Below are 18,031 nucleotides of genomic sequence, written 5' to 3'. Positions count from 1 at the left end.
GCTGGATTGCGGATCGGGAAGATCGAGGACGTGACACCAATCCCGCACGACGGCACGAAGCGGCCGGGTGGCAAGCGTGGTAGGCGCGTTTAAGTTGCGGTGACCTCTGGTGGGATGGAGACGCACCATACGAGTGAAATGGATGTGGAAATAGCGGAACGCGGAGAGACCGAGGTGAAGTTCATACTCTCGGGCGTGAAGGTCCGTTTTGCCAATGCGTTACGGCGAACGATGATCGCGGACGTGGCGAAGCTTGCCATCGATGAGGTGAACATCCTGGAGAACACCTCGCACTTATATGACGAGCAGTTAGTGCACCGGTTGGGCTTGATTCCGCTGAGAACGAAGCGCCACGAGTTCGTGCCTGAGGACCGGATTTCACTGACCCTAGAAGCGACCAGCCCAGAACGGGAAGGTTATACGGTCGTCTACTCCAAGGAGCTTATCTCCTCTGATCCAACCGTGGAGCCGGCATATGGGAATATCCCGCTGGTGAAGTTGATCTCGTCGGAGCGTGAAGTCGGGGGCTTGAAGTCGGTTGCCCGCCAAAGGATCGCACTGGAGGCGGTTGCTCGGTTGGGATGCGGTCGCGAGCATGCGAAGTGGCAGGCCGTAACCGCCTGCAGCTATCATGAGCTGGTAGAGGGGAACCACAAAGGTGCCCTGCTCTTTACGGTCGAGAGTGATGGTGCGCTGCCGGTGGATGAGATCATCGGCGAAGCGGCGAATGCTTTGCGTGCGACGTGCGAGCACGTGCTCGCCGAGTTAACGGCAATCTGCTAGCCGTCTGTCTGAATCTGAAGACCTGTTTTGCTCCGGTTTGGAGCGTCTGCCGCTATTATATACAGAGCGCGACCGACCGCTCGCTTTTGGCTGAAGAGACAGGAAGCGGAATCAAACCTTATAAATAGGGTGAGGGTATAGACTAGACGATGTGAGAGCGGTAATACCCTTCAAGCAGGCAGGCGCAAAATCACGTTTGGGCGCGTTATTGAGCGAGAACGAACGTGAGGAGCTCGCACTGTGCATGCTCCGGGATGTGTTAGTTACGCTGGGCCGATCGACGATCCGTGAGGTTGAGATTATCACGACCGCCACATCGGCTGATCTCATGACGGTGGCCGAGCAGCATGACGCGTCAAACATGCGTATCACGATGCGTGAGGACACCCGTGGCTTGAACGATGCGCTCAACGATCTGCTCGCGGACGAACTGGAGCCGGTATTGATCGTCATGGCCGATATTCCGCTCGCGCTGCCCGCGACGATCAATGAGATCGTCGCGCATCCCGAGGAGGTGGTGATCGCGCCGGGCCGAAAAGGGGGTACGAACGCGCTATTCCTGCGGAAACCAGCGGCATTCTCAGTCTCCTACTATGGGACGAGCTTCACGAAGCATCGTGAGCTCGCGCAGCGGCTGCATTTGAGCTTCGCGATCCACGATTCGTTCTTTATCAGCGCAGATATTGATGAGGTGGACGACCTGATCGAGTTATTGATCCACGGCAAGGGGTACTCGACCGCATATCTCCGTCGTATTGGTGTTCAGCTACTTGTGGATAAGCAGGCGAAGACCCGTGCGATGATCACGCGCAGCGCAGCGGAAGAGCGAGAAAAATAGAAACCTTTTTGTACTTCACGAGCTTCATTCTAGCCACATCAAGGAGATAGGCAAAAATGGAATGGGAAGGAGTTGAGATAGAAGATACCTTTGCTGAAGCGTTTCCCATAAAGGTCGCACGTGTGTTGATCACGGCGGTGAACGAGAAGTGGGCGATGGAAACGGCGAAAGAGGCGACAGGGTTCGGCACGTCGGTCATTGGCTGTCCTGCGGAGGCGGGGATCGATAGAGTACTCACCGGTGATGAAACCCCTGATGGGCGTCCGGGAGTGGCAATAATGATCTGCCATTTCAAAAAGGACGGCATAAAGGAACAACTGCTGGGACGATTGGGGCAGTGTGTATTCACAGCACCTACAACAGCCATGTTTAATGGTCTCGACGCAGAAGAAAAACTCCCTATAAAACTCCACTTCTTTGGTGACGGCTATGAATATGAAAAAGAAGTAGGTGGTCGTAAAGTCTGGGGCATTCCAATGATGGAAGGTGATTTTATTTGTGAAGAGGAATACGGCGTTCAGGCCGGGGTTGCCGGGGGTAATTTCTTTATCCTTGCAAAGGATCAGATGTCTGCATTAATCGCCGCTGAAAATAGTGTTGCTGCCATAAGACAGGTAGAGGGCACAATAACACCTTTTACCGGTGGTGTTGTTGCATCAGGCTCGAAAATAGGTTCAAAATATAAGTTCATGCATGCCAGTACCAATGAGAAGTTCTGTCCTACCTTGCGGGATAAAGTAGAAGGTTCTCAAATACCCGCAGGTGTGAATGGTGTGTATGAAATAGTGATCAACGGCGTTAGCGAGAAAGCAGTTAAAGAAGCGATGCGAATAGGAATAAAGGCTGCGGTGAAGGTTCCGGACGTGGTAAAAATAAGCGCAGGTAACTTCGAGGGGAAATTAGGAAAATATCAATTCCAGCTCAGGGATGTCCTGGGGCTGTAGCGCGTTAGCAACGCTGCAACAAACAGTCACAGGGAGAACGGGAGAGGCTCGAACAGCCTCTTCACTCATTTTATTCTTCGTTTCGCCACCTACGGGCGTGTGAACTTATAGAGATAATGGATAAGGAGCGTTCATGCATGAATGAGTGAGCTTGCAGCCACCGCACTCGCCGAACTCCAACGCCGGATCGGCTACCGGTTCACGGATCAGACGCTACTGCTGACTGCCCTCACCACCAGCTCGTACACGCAGGAGCATCCCGAGATCGCCAACTATCAGGAACTGGAGTTCCTCGGCGATCGCGTTATCAGCTTGATCATAGCTGAACACCTTTTTGCGCATGGATCGCTGGACGAGGGGAAGATGACGTTCCTCAAGGCTGAGATCGAGCGCAACGAGCAGCTCGCAGCGTTCGGCGAGCAACTCGGGTTGACGGCGTTTATCAGAGCGACAGAACCCGCCATTGAGATCAGCGCGAAGGTGGTTGCGGACGTTTTTGAGGCTATGTGCGGTGCTATCTACAGGGATAGCGAGGAAGCGACCGGACTGCGCGAGGTGAAGCAGTTTCTAAAGCAGTTCGATCTTTTTACGCGGCTGCAGGAGCGGCTCGCGACCGAAGAGGCGTTCCTGCCGGTTCGAAATCAATTTGAGAACAAATTTCGCGAGATCTACCGCAGCAACCCCGAGATCAGGTTTAGATACGAGTCACGAGGCGAGGCGCACCAGATGGAGTGGCGGGTCGAACAGTGCGCGATCAAAGACCCGGCGACGGGCGACTTCGTGGCGTTAGCGGGTGTACGAAGTGGGCAGTGGTTTAAGAGCAAGAAGGATGCTGAGACCGACGTACTGATGCAGGCGCATGAGTATATGGCGAAACGAGATTGGCGCCTCAACGCCGGCGAGACCCTTTGAGCTGTGTGTACCGTACCCACCCTAGCAAACCACCCCAACAGACATCAACGCGCCGGCAAAGAGCGGTATCGTGAGATTGTCATCCAGGTGGTACCCGCGAATGCTCAGCGGCAGCCCGTCCGCAACGGTAGCGCCCAGCGCGCCAAGGGCCGCTAGGGGTATCGAGCAGAGCATCAGCCAGCCAATTATAAAGCACGTAACGAACATCACGAGCATCACCTCCAGCCGCTTCCTTCGCCGCTCGTGCCAGCGTGGTTCTGCATCGATGAGCACGCCGGTGAGCGCGGAGGCGGTATCTCCGAGTGCCAGCATGAGTATCGCGGTGATCGCAATAGTCTTCTCGAAGATGAGAATGCTCAGGAACGCGCCGGTGACGAAGAAGACGTAGGCGGGGATGCATTGATGCTCCCGTTCTCTGAGAGCCGGCAGCGTAATACGTCCGCGAAATCGTAACCATTCAATGAGGACGATAATACAGAAGCCGATAAGAAAGCCAAGAATGATCCAGTCTTTGGGAAAGAGGAGGTAGAGCACAGGAATGAGGATCCCGCAGAGATGCAGCGCTTTTCGCCGTACCTCAAACCACACCTGGTGTGATTGCGTGGCGCGCATGTGTCTCCATTCCCCGGGAAGCTATTACCGACCGACCGTACCCGAGAGGTCTGATAGCAGAGTGCGGGCGTCTCAGGCGAACATAACGCCCGCTTCCTTTGTGGTGAGGAAATCCCACTGCTTGCTCTCTTTGATTTTCTTGATCGCGCGTTCGAATTCCTCCATACCCACCGCTTTTTTCTGCATACGCGCGGTAAACATGCCTGCTTCGACCACAATCGCCTTGATATCCGCACCCGTTGCACGCTCGGTAAGTTTCGCCAGGGACTCGAGATCCACGTCTTTCGCCAGCTTCATCGGTTTGCTGTGGATCTTGAAGATCTCCAGCCGCCCATTTTTATCCGGTACCGGCACATGGATGATACGATCAAATCGACCAGGTCGGAGCAGTGCAGGATCGAGAATGTCCGGCCGGTTCGTGGCGCCGATGATACGTACCTCGCCACGCTGATCGAATCCATCCACTTCTGCCAAGAGCTGCATCATCGTTCGCTGCACCTCGCGCTCGCCCGAAGTGCCATCTTCGATCCTCCGTGCCGCGATCGCGTCGATCTCATCAATGAAGAGTATGGAGGGGGCTTTCTCCTTCGCCAGTTCGAACAGCTCACGTACCATCCGGGCACCCTCGCCGATATACTTCTGCACCAGTTCAGAGCCAACGACGCGGATAAAAGTGGCGGAGGTACGGTTTGCCACCGCTTTCGCGAGCATGGTCTTGCCCGTTCCGGGCTCACCGATGAGGAGCACGCCCTTCGGCGGCACCACACCGATACGCAGGAACCGTTCAGGATCGGTGAGCGGGAGTTCAACAATCTCGGTTATCTCCTCTATCTGGCTCTCTAACCCACCAATCATGCCATAATCAACGTCGGGGGATTCGATCACCTCCATGCCGTAGACCGAGGGATCCTTTGCTGATGAGAGCACGCTGACGACCGCGAGCGACTGCTGATTCAAGCCCACCTGTGCGCCCGCGAAGAGTTTCTGGGGCTCGCAGAATTGGGGGGAGTAATGGACGACGAAACGCGGACCGGTGCTACTCCGCACGACCAGCTTAGTATCGTCAATTACCTCAACGACCGTACCAATAATCAACGGTGGAGCACGTAACTTCTCCAGTTCAGACCGCAGCTTTCGCAGCTCGCCCTCATAGCGCGTTCGCATATCCTCGTAATACCGCCCCTCGCGATTCATACGCTCCAGCCGATCTCGCAGCCGGGTATTTGACTCCTCCAGTTGCTTGATGCGGTCATTAAGGTACCGTGAATACTCATCATCTGACGGGACGCCAACACTGCTCGCTTTCATGTTATCCCCTCTATTTATTACTGCTCGCCTCCATATATAAGATAGCAGAGGTTAGTTAGATAGACGCAGGAGGTTTTAGCATGGCCGAATGCGAGATATGTGGCGCGACCATAGTGGGAAAGGCGCAGTACATCACCATTGGTAGCTCGCAGCTCCGCGTCTGTCGCGCATGTGCGCGATACGGCACGAGCGCAGGGGAGAACCAGCCAGCAAAGGCGCGCACATCGTTCACGAGCGAGCAGGAGCAGCTCGTACGGGCAAAGCAGCGCCTGTACGAGCAGATGGATCATGAGCTGGAGGAGGAACTCGGGATCCCGGAGGATTTCGGCCGACGGATAAAGGAGGCGCGAGAACGGGTCGGACTGAAACAGGCTGAGCTCGCGCAACGGATCAACGAGAAGCAGTCCTTGCTCCGGAAGATCGAGCACGAGGAGATTATGCCCACGGACGAGGTAAGAGCGAAACTCGAGCGCGTCCTCAAGATCTCGCTATGACGTACTGGGTGGTCGCAAGAGGCTGAGATATACCATGCTTATGATCATAGCGATGGCCAGCGCCGAGATAAACGATAACTCGCCACCGATCACGGCAAAACCGTGCTCAAGCGTGAGCAGCAGGCCGCCGAAAACGGTCACGAGCGCGAAGGTGGCACAGATACCAAGGAATACGCCTCTAATGAGCGGTTTCAGGCCTTCACCCAGGTAATTCCCCGCCTTCGCCTTGCCTTTTCCCTTACTCTTGCTCGTGCTCCTTGCTTTTGACTCGTAAAAGACGGTAAAGAGGATGAAGAAGAGGGCGAACACCAGCAAGACGAACGCTCCGGGAATCGCGCGGTCCTCAAGTGCGAAGAACATCAAGCCGAAGGCGATGAACAGCGTGAGCAGCGCAAGTGCTAATGAGAGCAGCAGCCGTTTAAGATATTTCGGGTAATCCACCACCCGTTTCACGTGCTCGAGACTCTCCATGCTCATTCACTCATATGCTACTAATTCGTGTGCTCGTTTGTTAACCTTTCGCTCGAGGTACGGTAGTGAGCCGAAGAGGAACGCATCGCGGCCCATCAGTGTGTGCCAGACGTCCCTGCAGGCGCACTCAAGCTCATCAAGCCGGGTGAGCACGCTTAGATCTTGGGTAGCGTTGAAGCGCTTGATTGCAGCGGTGATCGCGCGATCACAGCTGCCGCAGTTATGCGGGCCACGGCGATAGCCTGCGCCCACGGGATCAGACAGCACCACGAGATCGCGTTTCGCTATCGCCGTGATTGCTTCGAGCGCGCTCCAGAGCCAGGGGGGTCGATAATAGCCCCGTCTCCAGAGCGTTTCCAGGAGTGTATGCCGCTGAATATTACAGAGATTCAAGGAGATGGTCGAAGAATACGGCGATACGCGCTCGGCTGACCTGATAACATCCTCAATCGCCTGCTTCTCCGAGACCCAGGGTGGTTTCAGCAGCAGATAGGTCTTCACCGTTGCACTGCAGTCCCGTGCAGTCTCCGCTGCCTGCTGATATTCAGCGAACGTAAAGCCCTTGTTGATAGAGGTCGATCTGATACATTCATCAGCGGTTTCCAGGCCGATTGCGAGCTCGAGCTGTGCACCGCCCGTGAAATCCTCAAGCCTGGTTGGGGTGACGAATTCTGGTCGCGTCTCGACGATGAGCTTTCGCAGCCTGGTTCTTTCGCGCACCATTTCCGCGATTGCTCGTCGCGTCTCAGCCGTGATCTCGCGCTCATCGAGGAAGCTGCCGGAGGTGAAGATCTTGAGTACGAACTCCTCCGCTGGACTGCTCTGGAGCGCGTACGCCATCTGTGTGAGCACATCCGCTTGCGTAACCGGGGCGGATTCCTGCCAGAAGCTGCACATCGTGCATTTCCGCCACTGGCAGCCAATCGTTCTCAGTATAACGGTCAGTGATCGGATCGCGCGTCGCTCCTCGGGCAAGAAATCCTCAGCGAGCCATACGGCAACCGGTCTTTGTGCCGGGGTTGTTGGTGCAGGCATTGTTGTGTTTACTAGTGGGTGGCGGCTAAAAAAGGGTGAAGCCACGGAAGAGGTGCGGGAAGGGCGTTTTAGCAATCCTCGTCAACCTTGCGTTCATAGGTCTGTACCCACATCCCTTTTGCTTGCTCCCATGGCTCGCCGGTTTTGTAGAAGTGATAGCGCTTCATGGCACGTTCACAGGGCTCATTGCCGATGAGGATATTGACGTAGTTAACGTTGCAGTGATTCGTTTTAGCGAAGGCCAGGAACTGCTCATACATCGCGTACGCCACGCCCTGGTTCTGGTATTCGGGCAGTACCGCCTGCTGCTCGCCGTAGCACCCGCGCTCAGTGATGGATGCCTTGTAGACACCGACGAGCGTGCCTGTTGCATAGACGCCGAAGAAGTAGTAGCCAGCTTGTATCTCGCTCCTGACCTGGTCCGCAGTCATCGCGCGCTTCTCACGCCATTCTTGCGGATAGTCACATGCGGCCAGCCAGACGGCCTTATAGACCGCTGAAATAGCCTCTGCCTCCGATTCACCCAACGGAACTGCACGGTATTTCCGCGGGAACTGCGCCCCGTCAATATCGCAGAATGCCATACCTTGTATATCTAGGATATTTTTATCGATAAATAGAGGTATCCAACAATCCTACCCGCCACCCTCTAAAACGCGATCGTGCTAACACAAAATGATCTGTCCTTAATGTCCTCAGCATATTTAAGACAATTGATAGATAATTGTGAGACAATGTGCTGAGCGTTAATAGCTGTTCTCAGCTCGCGCAGAATGCGCCGGTAAGAAGAGAAACGGATCATCACCAGCGATGGGTATGAGGCGGAACGGCGGCGGATGGCCGCGAAGATGCGATCTGATGTTGGAAAAGAGGAATACCGGAACGGAAAAGAGACGGTCGAGTGGGTATTCGGGATCATGAAACAGAATAGGAAGTCCCGAGCGTTTCTGACAAGGGGCACCAAAGGTGCGCGAATGGAGCTTAATCTGGTGTGTACGGGTCATAACCTGAAGATGGTGTGGGGGTAAGTTGGGTAAGAACGTCCCTGCCCCGGGAAAAATTGGTGGCTCATTCGTCAATTTGGCATCTCAGGTTTGTGGGCTCACGAGATTGTCTTATTTCCCGTAACTTGTTGGTCTGTTCACAGGATTGATTGCGAGACAGCCTCAACTAGTGAAGGGGAAAAATCTCAGGGCTTTCGTGCTCGCAGATCCATGAACTGCTTCTGTAGCTCGACCACGTCGCTGCTGTCCTGAGCCGCGGCATAAGCGAGCAGCAACGCCTCGTTCAACCGCAGGAATTCCTCGCCCCATTTGAACTTCGCTAACAGCTCACGCGCGTGCTCGCGCTCACCGAGGATGACTAATGCCGCGGCCAATGCTTCTACGGAGCTGAGGATGAACGGTTTCCCGTAGTTGGTAGGATTAGCAGCGATCAGGAAGGGGAGCGCGCGCTTTCTCCGCTTTAAACGCCTCAACGTCTCTTCAAAGGGACCATAGTGTTTCCAGGAGCAATCAAAGACCGTGATGCTGCCTGCTTGTACCCGGTCCGCAGGTGAGAGCGCCTTCTCCGCGGTCGGGACCAGAAGGAGGGTTGTGTAGGGGATCTTTCGCAGCACGTTGACCGTCGTAATCAGGCCGAACCGCGCCAATTTCCGCGCGGTGCACTTCTTCGGATTACACTGTCCCGCGTCGTAGGCATAGAGGCGCATGGTGCTGCTTCAGTAGATAGACTGCGTGCGTGAGCGTAAAGTGGTGAGCCTGCTCAGAGGGTGTCGTGTGCGAGCAGGTGGTTGAGGAAGTCCAGACTCGCGATACCCGCCTCAAGGGTGTAGAGCTCCAGTACCATGAGCCCGGAATAGTCAGTAGCATTCACGCCGCGAACCACTTTGTGCCAGTCCAGGTTGCCTTCCCCCAGCGGGAGATGGAGATCGCGCTCGCCCATATTATCGCTCGCGTGCAGGTGTATGATCTCTACGTCTTCGTTCTCCGCGGGAATACGGAAGAACTCGTCCAGCATCTGTGTGGTGTTTGCATGCCCGACATCGAGGCAGAGCCCCAGATTCTCCATATTCGTCTCACGAACGAGTTGCACGAGCTCGTCGGGATACCGACCCATGAGCATATTCGCCGAGGTCAAGTTCTCGACCGCAATACGCAGACCGCGATCGGCAGCGAACTCGCAGAGTGTGGTGAGCGCCTGAACGGCCTTCTGAACCGCGGACGCCGGCTGTTGCACGGAGAGCGGCGAGAAGAAGCCCGGGTGGACGACGCAGACATCGTCGATGAATTCATAGGTGCTCTCTATGCTCTCCTTTACCTGACGCACGCTCTCCTTCCAGATCGGCTCGTTGACGCTCCCGATGTTGATATCGGAGAGCGGTGCATGGAGTGAGAAGATGAGATCAGTCGTTTCATGCACTGCTTGCACCCGCTCTTTCAGGTCACCTTCAACTTTCTGTAGTCCCTCATTCACGATCTCCCAGCCCTGGAAGCCGGCCTCCTCGAGCCGGTACATCCAGTCAAGGGGACTGCGAAGGGCATCAACCGAGGAAAAGCTAACTGTCACGTTCACACCAACCACCAACCTTACCGATACTCAGTAGAAACCGCAAAGAGAAAAAGATACAGCGTCGCAGAACCTGCCTGCTCCTATCATGAAGCGGCGTTCCGTTCGGTCAAGCATACTCGTCAAGCGCGAGAATGAACTCAACCAGCTCCTTTACTACCGTATCGGGTATTTCCGTGCCGCTTTTCAGCTCCACGCGTTTGCGAACGTTCCGGACCTCATGGGGAAGATAGTCGCTCAGCGCGATCTTCGGTAATGCGCTGCTTTTGAACCCCTCGACGAGCAGAAATGAGATGTCTGACCGCGCCATTTCCTCGATTAAATCCGTCAGATCGCGTGGACCGCTCAGTTTTATGCTCCGTTCACCCGATACGCCCACGACCACGTCAGCGCCCGCCGTGAAGAACCGATCGGTATCACGAGCGATCGGCATCGCCAACTCCAACTCCTGAGCGTGCTTTATACAGCCCACCGTGCCATAATGCTTCAGGCTCGCAATCAAGCGCTCGATAAGGCTCGTTTTCCCGGTTTTCTGCTTCCCGACTATACTGATTACCTTCATCTATCTGCCCGGCGGTACGCGCACAAGCGCCCCTTTGCCCTGCTAAAGAGAGTACACCGTGCTGAAGATTTTAAATGGGTAGGATTATTAAAGAGAAGCGGGCATAGAAGGTTATTAACGATGGCAGTAGAAGCGCTGAAGATCATACGAGAAGGTGAGGAGGAAGGGCGAAAGGTACTCGAGGAGGCAAAAGCGAGCGTCTCGACCATACTCCAGCATGCTGATGAGGAGATCAAGCGGCTCAAGGAGCAGACGCGTGAGGAAGAGAAGCGCTTAGCCGCTGAGATTGCTGCGCGGCATATCGAGGAGGGTAAGCAAGAGGAGGCGAAGATCCTGCAAGCTGCCCAGGCGGAGGCGGAGCAACTGAAAGCTGCCGCCGAGGCGAATCTCGATCATGCGATTGCGGTCGTGTTGGAGCGCATTTTAGGCCTGAGGTGATAGTCGATGGGCGCGAAAGAGATGGTGGAGCGGATAAGGGCGGAAGCTCGCGAGGAAGGGCAGCAGATCGCGGCCGACGCGAAGCAGCAGGCTGACGCGAAGCTTGAAGCAGCGCGTAACGAGCTCGAGCAGCAGAAGCAGCAGTTTTTAGCTGCTGAGGAGCGAAAAGGAGCGGAGGAGAAGGAGCGCATGGTGCGTGCAGCACGCCAAAACGCGAGAAAGCTCAAATGGAGTACAGAGGAAGCGATGATCGAGAGAACCCTGGAGTCCGCACTGACCCGCATACCCGGCGTGAAGAGCTCGGGGTTCAAGGACGTTTCCTACGCGGAGATCTTGAGGGGGCTCATAACCGAGAGTGTCTTGAGCATTGCGACCGGGAGCAGCAGTGCAGGAATAGACCTGGACGTGCTCCTCAGCGATGAGGATGCAGCAGCAGCACATATTACACAAGCACAGCTCACAGAATGGGGTAAAGCACTGAGCCGCGAGCAGGGCAGAGCATTAAAGCTGACGCTGGCCGCTGAACAGATGAAATCGGTGGGCGGCGTTATTGTCCGGCAAACGGACGGGAAGATCGAGGTGAACAACACCTTTGAGCAACGCATGGCACGCTTCTCGACGAGTCTCCGGGAGGAGATCGTGAAAGCGCTCTTCGAGAGCACTTCGTCCTGATACACCGGGATATCTGATCATCCAATACGAGAAAGGAGGTGTAGAAAGCGAGCGAGGGTGGAATGATCGTCGCTTTCCTTACCCTTGCTATCTAATGACGGGGAGATGAATGCAGTAGCAGTAATTGGTGATCCTGATACCGCCACGGGATTCCGGCTCGCGGGCGTGAACGCGGTATACGAGCAGGGGCTGGACGGGGAGCAGGAGGATACCGCCCATGTGCTCGATCGTCTGGCACGCGAGGACTTTGCGATTATTCTCATCACCGAGCAGCTGGCAGCTGATCCACGTACCCGCGAGAAGATACGGGATATCAACGCGAAGAAGAAAGGCGTGCGACCCATCATCCTGGAAATACCGGACAAGCGAGGCCCGATGGAGAAGGAACTCGATGAGATCCAGCGGTTGATCCAGCGTGCCGTTGGTGTAGCGGTTAAGTAAGTGCTCGTTCGTTTTTGCGGCCTTTCCCATCACGCCAGAGCGTACCCGCTCTTCCGCTTCTTCAGCAGGTAGATGAAGAACGGCGCGCCGAAGAACGCGGTAATCACGCCAACGGGCATCTCTGCCAGTACCCGTGCCAGTGCGTCTGTCCAGATGAGAAAAATCCCGCCCAGCAGTGCCGACGCGGGAAAGAGAATGCGATGATCGGGGCCGACCAAAATTCGGGTGATGTGCGGTATGATCAACCCCACGAACCCGATGGTACCGGTAAATGCTACGGCCGCGGCGGTGATGAACGCAGAGAGCACCAGAAGGATCCGCTTTGCCGTCTCGACATTGATGCCGAGGGTCTGTGCGGATTCTTCACCGAGCAGCATGGCGTTGAGGTCCTTGGCGAAGATATAGATCACGCCGAAGCTGAGGAGCACGGGCAGCACGGTTATTTTCACTTTCGTCCAGTTCGCGAGCCAGAAGCCGCCCATTGTCCAGAAGAAGATGTTGTGCAATGCCTCGCCGGCAATGGACATCATAAAAGATAACACCGCGCCCAGGAACAGGGAGACAGCAATACCGGTGAGCAAGAGAGTATCCACAGGAATGCGACCGCCGACCTTCGCGATATTATAGACGATGAGAATGGTGCAGAGCGCGCCAAGAAAAGCCATTATTGGCGTGGTATAGAGGGAGAAGACCTGCGGGATGACCATGATCGAGAGCGCGGCGCCGACCGAGGCGCCGGACGCGATGCCGATGATGTAGGGGTCGGCCATGGGGTTCTTGAACAGGCCCTGGAGTGCTGTTCCCGCGGTGGCGAGTGCAATGCCGACCAGAAGACCGAGGAAAATCCGCGGTAATCGTATCTGGAAGATGATGACCTCATGGGCAACGGAGGGGGAGACGCAGAGCCCAAACTTGCTCCCCAGGAGCATGACGATCTCCCGCGGCGGCACGTACACGGGCCCAATCGCCGTGGTCAAGACGATGGAAAGGAAGAGAAAGAGCAGCAAGTAAATCAGCACCAGCTTCCAGTGGAGTATTTTTCGCAGTCCCGGTGCGTTATATCCCGTGTTCATCGTGTTCCGAAGCCCAGCATCCTCGATTCTTCATTCACCCTATACGCTCTGCTCAGCTTAAAGCAGCGGATCGTAATGATGAGCGCACCGTCCCGGATTTCAGTCCTTTACCTCGCCTGCGGACCGTAATGATGAGCAGCGCAATCGCCGCGCCGATCGCTTCGAATCCCGGAATGCCTGCGGCGCTCGTCTCTGGCTCGGGTGTTGCAGCAGGAGCAGTTGCTGGTTGCGAGGGATCGCCGGGGGGACGTGGTGGTGCGGTAGGCGCAGCAGACGGAGCGGTTGTTCCTGTTGCCCTTGTTCGCGGCTCTCCCGTGATCGCGAAGAGCGAAAACTCCTGCGTCTCCGCCACAAAGAAGGCGAAGAGATCGTCCGCATCGACTCGCGAGGTGGATAGTTTAGACCACCCAGCTCGTGGATCGTATCTGGAAAGACTAACGGTCGACTCCGCAATGTCATGGACTTCAAACCACGATTTCAGCACCTTAAACTCAATGCTGCCGGACACCCGTGCGCTCTCTTCCGCTGTGACCATGAGGTCCAGGTAACCATACGTGGTATCAGGAGGCGCGGGAACGTTCGGAGGTCTCTCCACACGTTTTATCGCGATTCTTACATCGCTGACCGTGGTATCCGAGCTGAGCGTGAGCATCGAGATATCCATATCCACGAAGAGCATCGCTGCAGCTTCACCGGCCTTCAGCACCGGAACGGTTCGCACGGCCTCGGTCACCTGTGGCGACGGCACGGGCATCGATGGAGCAGCTGTCGGGGCGGCTTTCGCGCTCGACCCGCCACTGCTTGCTGATGAAGGTGATTCTGACGGTGAGGGTGTTGGGCGTGTGGCCGCGAAGAAGTCGCTATAATCCTGGTAGACGAGCTCCAGAGCGTCCACAATGCGGGGCCCTGGCCGATCTATAATGTCGGCGTCAATGACGTACACCCATCCTTTTTTTACGGCATCGACGATGTGCAGCCGTTTATCCCCTATGATCTGCTCATACGCGAGACTCATGCTCCCCATACCGCTATCGCAGATAATTACCTGCGGATTGCGATAGATCAGCTCTTCGAGGTTCATGACAAAGTAACCCGAGGAGTCGGCGGCAATGTTTATGCCACCCGCGAGCGTAATGACCTCGTTGACGAAGGTATTGTCACCGGCGGTGAAGAAATCGCCGATATTATAAAAGACGCGCGGCTTCTCCTGGTGAGGCCGGGAAGCGGTCTCTGCTGTGATGGCTGCTACTCGCTCTCGAAGCTCGTGCTCCAGTGAATCGGCCTCAGCTCTGCAGCCTGTAAGCGCGCCTAACACCGTGAGATGCCGGAAGATCTCCTCACTGTTCTTAGGGTTCTGTGCAAAGAGCGGATAGGTGACCCCGGGGTGTGCCCTTTCGTCGACGAGCCAGTAGAGCACGTCATCAGGATTGCCATAGGCGCCCACGATCAGATCGGGCTGGAGTGCCACGATCTTCTCGAAGCTGGGTGTGGAATAGCCGCCGATCACGCCTATTTCGCCCCGTTTCTTCTTCGCCACCACCTCTGGCGGATAATCGCAGTACTCCGTCACACCGACCACCTGATCCCCGGCGCCAACGGCGAACAGGAACTCCGTGCAGCTTGGTGCCAGAGAAACGATCCGCTCGGGTCTCTTAGAAAGCCGTAAGACATAGTCCTTAAGCCCTTCGAGCTCCCGAACGTCGTTTTCTTGCTCTATAACCAGCCAAACGGTCAGGTTCCAAGAAGCTTGAATCGTCTCATTTCCACCGGTGCCTCGGGCACTGATATGGTAGCTGCCGTAGTCGTTGACGACATACGCGAGATTTGAGCTCGTTCCATCAGTTTCCTTAATCACTTCACCGTTCACCGTCCACGTCCACCGGTAGGACGAGCCGGCAGTAACGGAGCATTCAACGGTCGCATATTCGTCCAGGTGGAGATCGAGGGATAAGCTCTCAGAAGCGTCATTGGTGAGGGAGTTCCAGGGGGTGACGCTGCCCGCCACGCAGATCGTGGAGCAGGAGCAGAACGCCAGTACGGTAAAGAGAACCACGAGTGTGCGCGTGCTCATTCCAGCTCACCCCGCTTGATATCCAGGAACCAGTGGTCGCCATGACGCACCCGTTCAGTTTCACTCACCCGAATCCTTCTTTTGAAGAGCGGGCCGTTGATGACGAAGGAATGATACTCGCCAGATTCACCGGCTGCGTGGAACTCGCACTCTTGCAGCTCACTGATGAACGACTCGTCGATCGTCCGGCCGAGCCAGTCCTTATTGACCCTTGTCGCGACGACAATAGCCTCGAAGCCAGCGGTGACGAACTCGTGCAAGAGTGCGTCAGGATCGATTCCCCAGAGCGGCAGGAGAGGCACGATCACCAGCTCTTCACAGACGCGTTCCACCCAGGTGCGATGCTCGCGGAGGTCAATATCGCCAAATACGCCGCGTTCTATCCCCTCGCGCTTCAGTCTCCGCACGGCTGCTTTGAATTCGGGCTCATACCCCCACGAGGCGTTCACCTGGATCAGGGGAATGCCATGCGCTCGCTCGCGCTCGCCAGACTCATCCAGCATGTTCAGGAGATACGAGACCTCGCAGCCCGCCGTCAGAGCACGTAAACAGGCAAGCGAGCTGTCTTTTCCGCCACTCCAGGACACGAAGGCCTTATTCTCGTTCATCTTACCGGAAATACAACCGTATTGCGGGGATAGCCCCGGAATGGGCCACCCCGTTTGCATCGGTGAACTTCGTGCAGGTGATCACCCCATCGCTCACCGTAAGTTCATTTGTATGGTGCAACTGCGGGTATGAACCGGTTTCTATACGGTAATAGTAGGGCTCGTCTTTATGTAGCAGAAATGGTTCTGAAAATGTGATGGTGCGCCAATCGCCCACGTACCCGTTCCACTGTGCGGTTGCGCCGATCCACGAATCGTTCCATATCCTACCATATTTGGCATGTCCGCCGGTGCCATCGCATGCCCGTATGAGCATCGTATTTACCAGGAGATCGTGTGCGGGCGTGAGCGACCCATACAAGGTACCAGGGATGCTTGGATAAGGATGCTCCGGCGTGCCGGTATCGAATTCCGCGAACTGCGGATCACGAAAGGCAAGCACGCCGATATTATCGACTCCTATGAGTAACGTGCGATCAGCGATGGCGGGAGATGATGCTATATTATAGCCGCCGCCATAGCCCGGGGGGATCTGAAGCGTATAGCTCCAGAGCGTGGATCCATGGTCCGCATCCAACGCGAAGACCGTTCCGTCAACTTCATTCGTGCCGAAGTACACCTTCCCGCCAGCGACAACCGGTGAAGAGTCGACCGCGCCGCCCATCTCCTCATTCTTCCAGAGGAGCGAGCCATTGCGTGCGTTGTAGCAATAGAGGGTGGAATCGACGGTCGAGCCTCCGATGTACAGTCTCCCATCGCTCAACGCGGGAGAGGCCCAGCTCGATTTGTGCGTGACGTTCCAGGACACTGCACCCGTGCTCAGATTGAGGGCGTAGAGGCCATGTGGTTTCCCGATGACGTACTTCGTGGAGAAGAAGACCAAATCTTCGACCGCCCAGATGGTGGGTGTGGCGCGGATTTCGGTGGCCGTGGTGAACTTCCAGATCTCCTCGTGCGTGCTCAGGTTGACGCAGTAGAGCGCGTGCTCACCCCCTGCGTTCCCGGCGAAGAGCAGTTTGTCCGCATATGCCGCGGGCGAGGCAAAGCAGAAGATCGGGCCGCCGGTGGAGAAGCGCCACTGCTCGGTACCGTCAAAGGAGAAGGCATGGAGCGTGCCATCCGAGAAGCTCATGACGTACACCAGATTTCCGTGTACCAGCGGCGAGGAGGCGATGCCATGGAACGAAGCACTCGGATCTATCTGCTTATTCCAGAGGACTTCACCGCTCGTCGCGTTAACGCACGCTATGGTCCCTGCTGAAGTGCCCAGAAAGAGCGTGTTATTAGCATATGCAGCCGTTGAGGCCCCGCGAACGGCCGTGTTATTCCAAATTTCCCTGCCGGTCTCCAAATCGAGGCAGTAGAGCGCATCGGTGGCATTGCCAGCCATCCATGATGACCAGGTAGGCACGTAGACCAGGCCGTTGGCAACGATCGGTCCCGCCTGGATGCAGCCGGCGGTCTTTTCGCCCGATTGCCAGAGCAGCGTTGCGGTTCCCGGCGCCGCGCCGCTCGCGTTGCCGGTACGTTGCGCATTGTACTGGAACATGGGATATCCCGCCCCATCGCTCACGGCGGCGACCGTCAGGGGTAGTGCGAGGAGGATCGAAGCCACTAACAGAACGGCAAACAGATACAGAGGAGAGATAAAATAAGGATAGAAGCTTGATCTGCTCATTCTTTGTTACCGGCTCGTTTCTCGTTTGAGGAGATAGGCTGTAGCGAGCAGCCCTGCGAGGAGAGGTATAGCTTCAAAACCAGGCTCCTGAGGCGTTGGGCTGGCTGATGCGGGAACGGGCTCTGGTGCGACGGAGGTTGGTATCGGCGTTGCTGTTGGTACTGGCGTTGCGGTGGGCGATGGCATGCTCGTGGCTTCTACAGTCACTTTGCCGGGGTAGTCAGCGGGATCATTGGGATTGGTCCCCGCAAGGAGTTCCTCGAGGTCTGAGTAGCCGTCGGAATCGGCGTCCTGTGGTGCTCGAACTCCGCCACTACGGTGTGGTGGGAGCGTCGTTGGCGTTGGCTCAGGCGTCGGAACGGGTCTTGGATCGGGACCCGGCGATACTGGATCTGCCGCAACGGAGACCGTGATGATCACGAGCCGCGGCGAATCTGCAGGCGTCATCTCTATGCTGCTGCTCCAGTACCAGGTTACCACATCGCCGTCTTCTACCGTATAGTCGGTCGCGCCCACCAGCGGC

At 56.2% G+C, this 18,031-nt stretch carries 22 protein-coding genes; 10 read left to right on the top strand and 12 right to left on the bottom strand.

All coding sequences use genetic code 11. The features are described from left to right. The 5 genes from rpsK to ENN68_00090 form a co-directional block, all read left to right on the top strand. The coding region (rpsK, locus tag ENN68_00110; GenBank protein HDS44505.1) for a 30S ribosomal protein S11 at positions 1–93 on the top strand (93 nt) is incomplete at its 5' end. A gap of 21 nt (positions 94–114) precedes the next feature. Beyond that, a complete protein-coding gene (locus ENN68_00105; protein HDS44504.1) occupies positions 115–783 on the top strand; it encodes a DNA-directed RNA polymerase subunit D in 669 nt (222 codons plus the stop codon). Between the two features lie 151 nt (positions 784–934). Further along, a complete protein-coding gene (gene cofC / locus ENN68_00100; GenBank protein ID HDS44503.1) occupies positions 935–1,621 on the top strand; it encodes a 2-phospho-L-lactate guanylyltransferase in 687 nt (228 codons plus the stop codon). Between the two features lie 56 nt (positions 1,622–1,677). Then, the gene (gene fhcD, locus ENN68_00095; GenBank protein HDS44502.1) at positions 1,678–2,565 is read left to right on the top strand and encodes a formylmethanofuran--tetrahydromethanopterin N-formyltransferase; all 888 of its coding nucleotides are present in this window, start codon (positions 1,678–1,680) and stop codon (positions 2,563–2,565) included. Positions 2,566–2,706: 141 nt separating this feature from the next. Then, complete coding sequence (locus ENN68_00090) at positions 2,707–3,477, top strand: ribonuclease III family protein (protein ID HDS44501.1); 771 nt, start codon at positions 2,707–2,709, stop codon at positions 3,475–3,477. 21 nt (positions 3,478–3,498) lie between these two features. Here ENN68_00090 and ENN68_00085 read toward each other — a convergent pair whose 3' ends face one another. After that, complete coding sequence (locus ENN68_00085; protein HDS44500.1) at positions 3,499–4,089, bottom strand: hypothetical protein; 591 nt, start codon at positions 4,087–4,089, stop codon at positions 3,499–3,501. Between the two features lie 72 nt (positions 4,090–4,161). Continuing rightward, complete coding sequence (locus ENN68_00080; protein HDS44499.1) at positions 4,162–5,397, bottom strand: AAA family ATPase; 1,236 nt, start codon at positions 5,395–5,397, stop codon at positions 4,162–4,164. An 80-nt stretch (positions 5,398–5,477) separates the two neighbouring features. Between ENN68_00080 and ENN68_00075 the strand changes: the two genes are divergently transcribed. Next, positions 5,478–5,891 carry a TIGR00270 family protein gene (locus tag ENN68_00075; protein ID HDS44498.1) on the top strand — a complete coding sequence of 138 codons (414 nt, stop codon included), beginning with the start codon at positions 5,478–5,480 and terminating at the stop codon, positions 5,889–5,891. Here the strand turns inward: ENN68_00075 and ENN68_00070 are convergent. The 3 genes from ENN68_00070 to ENN68_00060 form a co-directional block, all read right to left on the bottom strand. Further along, on the bottom strand, positions 5,886–6,368 hold the full coding sequence (locus tag ENN68_00070) for a hypothetical protein (protein ID HDS44497.1): 483 nt from the start codon (positions 6,366–6,368) through the stop codon (positions 5,886–5,888). The two genes, ENN68_00075 and ENN68_00070, sit on opposite strands and share 6 nt — an antisense overlap. Beyond that, complete coding sequence (locus ENN68_00065) at positions 6,369–7,397, bottom strand: TIGR01210 family radical SAM protein (protein ID HDS44496.1); 1,029 nt, start codon at positions 7,395–7,397, stop codon at positions 6,369–6,371. It abuts the gene before it with no gap. A 68-nt stretch (positions 7,398–7,465) separates the two neighbouring features. Then, positions 7,466–7,981 (bottom strand): GNAT family N-acetyltransferase, encoded by a 516-nt coding sequence (locus tag ENN68_00060; GenBank protein ID HDS44495.1) that lies wholly within the window; start codon positions 7,979–7,981, stop codon positions 7,466–7,468. Between the two features lie 252 nt (positions 7,982–8,233). On the opposite strand from ENN68_00060, the gene ENN68_00055 reads away from it, so the two are divergent. Beyond that, complete coding sequence (locus ENN68_00055) at positions 8,234–8,425, top strand: hypothetical protein (GenBank protein ID HDS44494.1); 192 nt, start codon at positions 8,234–8,236, stop codon at positions 8,423–8,425. A 161-nt stretch (positions 8,426–8,586) separates the two neighbouring features. Here ENN68_00055 and ENN68_00050 read toward each other — a convergent pair whose 3' ends face one another. The 3 genes from ENN68_00050 to mobB all read right to left on the bottom strand — a co-directional run bounded on the left by ENN68_00050 (position 8,587) and on the right by mobB (position 10,527). After that, positions 8,587–9,108, bottom strand: a complete 522-nt coding sequence (locus ENN68_00050) for a DUF367 family protein (GenBank protein HDS44493.1) — start codon at positions 9,106–9,108, stop codon at positions 8,587–8,589. Between the two features lie 53 nt (positions 9,109–9,161). Beyond that, positions 9,162–9,971 carry a sugar phosphate isomerase/epimerase gene (locus tag ENN68_00045; protein HDS44492.1) on the bottom strand — a complete coding sequence of 270 codons (810 nt, stop codon included), beginning with the start codon at positions 9,969–9,971 and terminating at the stop codon, positions 9,162–9,164. Between the two features lie 103 nt (positions 9,972–10,074). Beyond that, a complete protein-coding gene (gene mobB, locus ENN68_00040) occupies positions 10,075–10,527 on the bottom strand; it encodes a molybdopterin-guanine dinucleotide biosynthesis protein B (GenBank protein ID HDS44491.1) in 453 nt (150 codons plus the stop codon). A gap of 120 nt (positions 10,528–10,647) precedes the next feature. Here mobB and ENN68_00035 point away from each other — a divergent pair, with 120 nt between their 5' ends. The 3 genes from ENN68_00035 to ENN68_00025 all read left to right on the top strand — a co-directional run bounded on the left by ENN68_00035 (position 10,648) and on the right by ENN68_00025 (position 12,078). Further along, positions 10,648–10,965, top strand: a complete 318-nt coding sequence (locus ENN68_00035; GenBank protein ID HDS44490.1) for a hypothetical protein — start codon at positions 10,648–10,650, stop codon at positions 10,963–10,965. Positions 10,966–10,971: 6 nt separating this feature from the next. After that, complete coding sequence (locus ENN68_00030; GenBank protein ID HDS44489.1) at positions 10,972–11,637, top strand: hypothetical protein; 666 nt, start codon at positions 10,972–10,974, stop codon at positions 11,635–11,637. Positions 11,638–11,742: 105 nt separating this feature from the next. Beyond that, entirely contained in the window at positions 11,743–12,078 is a 336-nt protein-coding gene (locus ENN68_00025) for a V-type ATP synthase subunit F (GenBank protein ID HDS44488.1), read from the top strand. A 29-nt stretch (positions 12,079–12,107) separates the two neighbouring features. On the opposite strand, the gene ENN68_00020 is transcribed toward ENN68_00025, so the two are convergent. Genes ENN68_00020 through ENN68_00005 form a run of 4 tightly spaced genes read right to left on the bottom strand, consistent with a single transcriptional unit; the run spans position 12,108 to position 17,508 of the window. After that, positions 12,108–13,151, bottom strand: coding sequence for an iron ABC transporter permease (locus ENN68_00020; GenBank protein HDS44487.1), 1,044 nt, complete (start codon positions 13,149–13,151; stop codon positions 12,108–12,110). Positions 13,152–13,203: 52 nt separating this feature from the next. Beyond that, a complete protein-coding gene (locus ENN68_00015) occupies positions 13,204–15,222 on the bottom strand; it encodes a PGF-pre-PGF domain-containing protein (protein ID HDS44486.1) in 2,019 nt (672 codons plus the stop codon). Further along, complete coding sequence (locus tag ENN68_00010; protein HDS44485.1) at positions 15,219–15,890, bottom strand: diphthine--ammonia ligase; 672 nt, start codon at positions 15,888–15,890, stop codon at positions 15,219–15,221. The genes ENN68_00015 and ENN68_00010 overlap by 4 nt, the downstream gene beginning before the upstream one ends. Further along, entirely contained in the window at positions 15,832–17,508 is a 1,677-nt protein-coding gene (locus ENN68_00005; protein ID HDS44484.1) for a hypothetical protein, read from the bottom strand. Before ENN68_00005 ends, ENN68_00010 begins: the two co-directional genes overlap by 59 nt. Positions 17,509–18,031 lie beyond the last annotated feature (523 nt).

The organism is Methanomicrobia archaeon, from assembly GCA_011049045.1.
In the GTDB taxonomy this organism is placed as follows: domain Archaea; phylum Halobacteriota; class Syntropharchaeia; order Alkanophagales; family Methanospirareceae; genus JACGMN01.
This window is presented reverse-complemented; position numbering and strand designations above follow the sequence as displayed.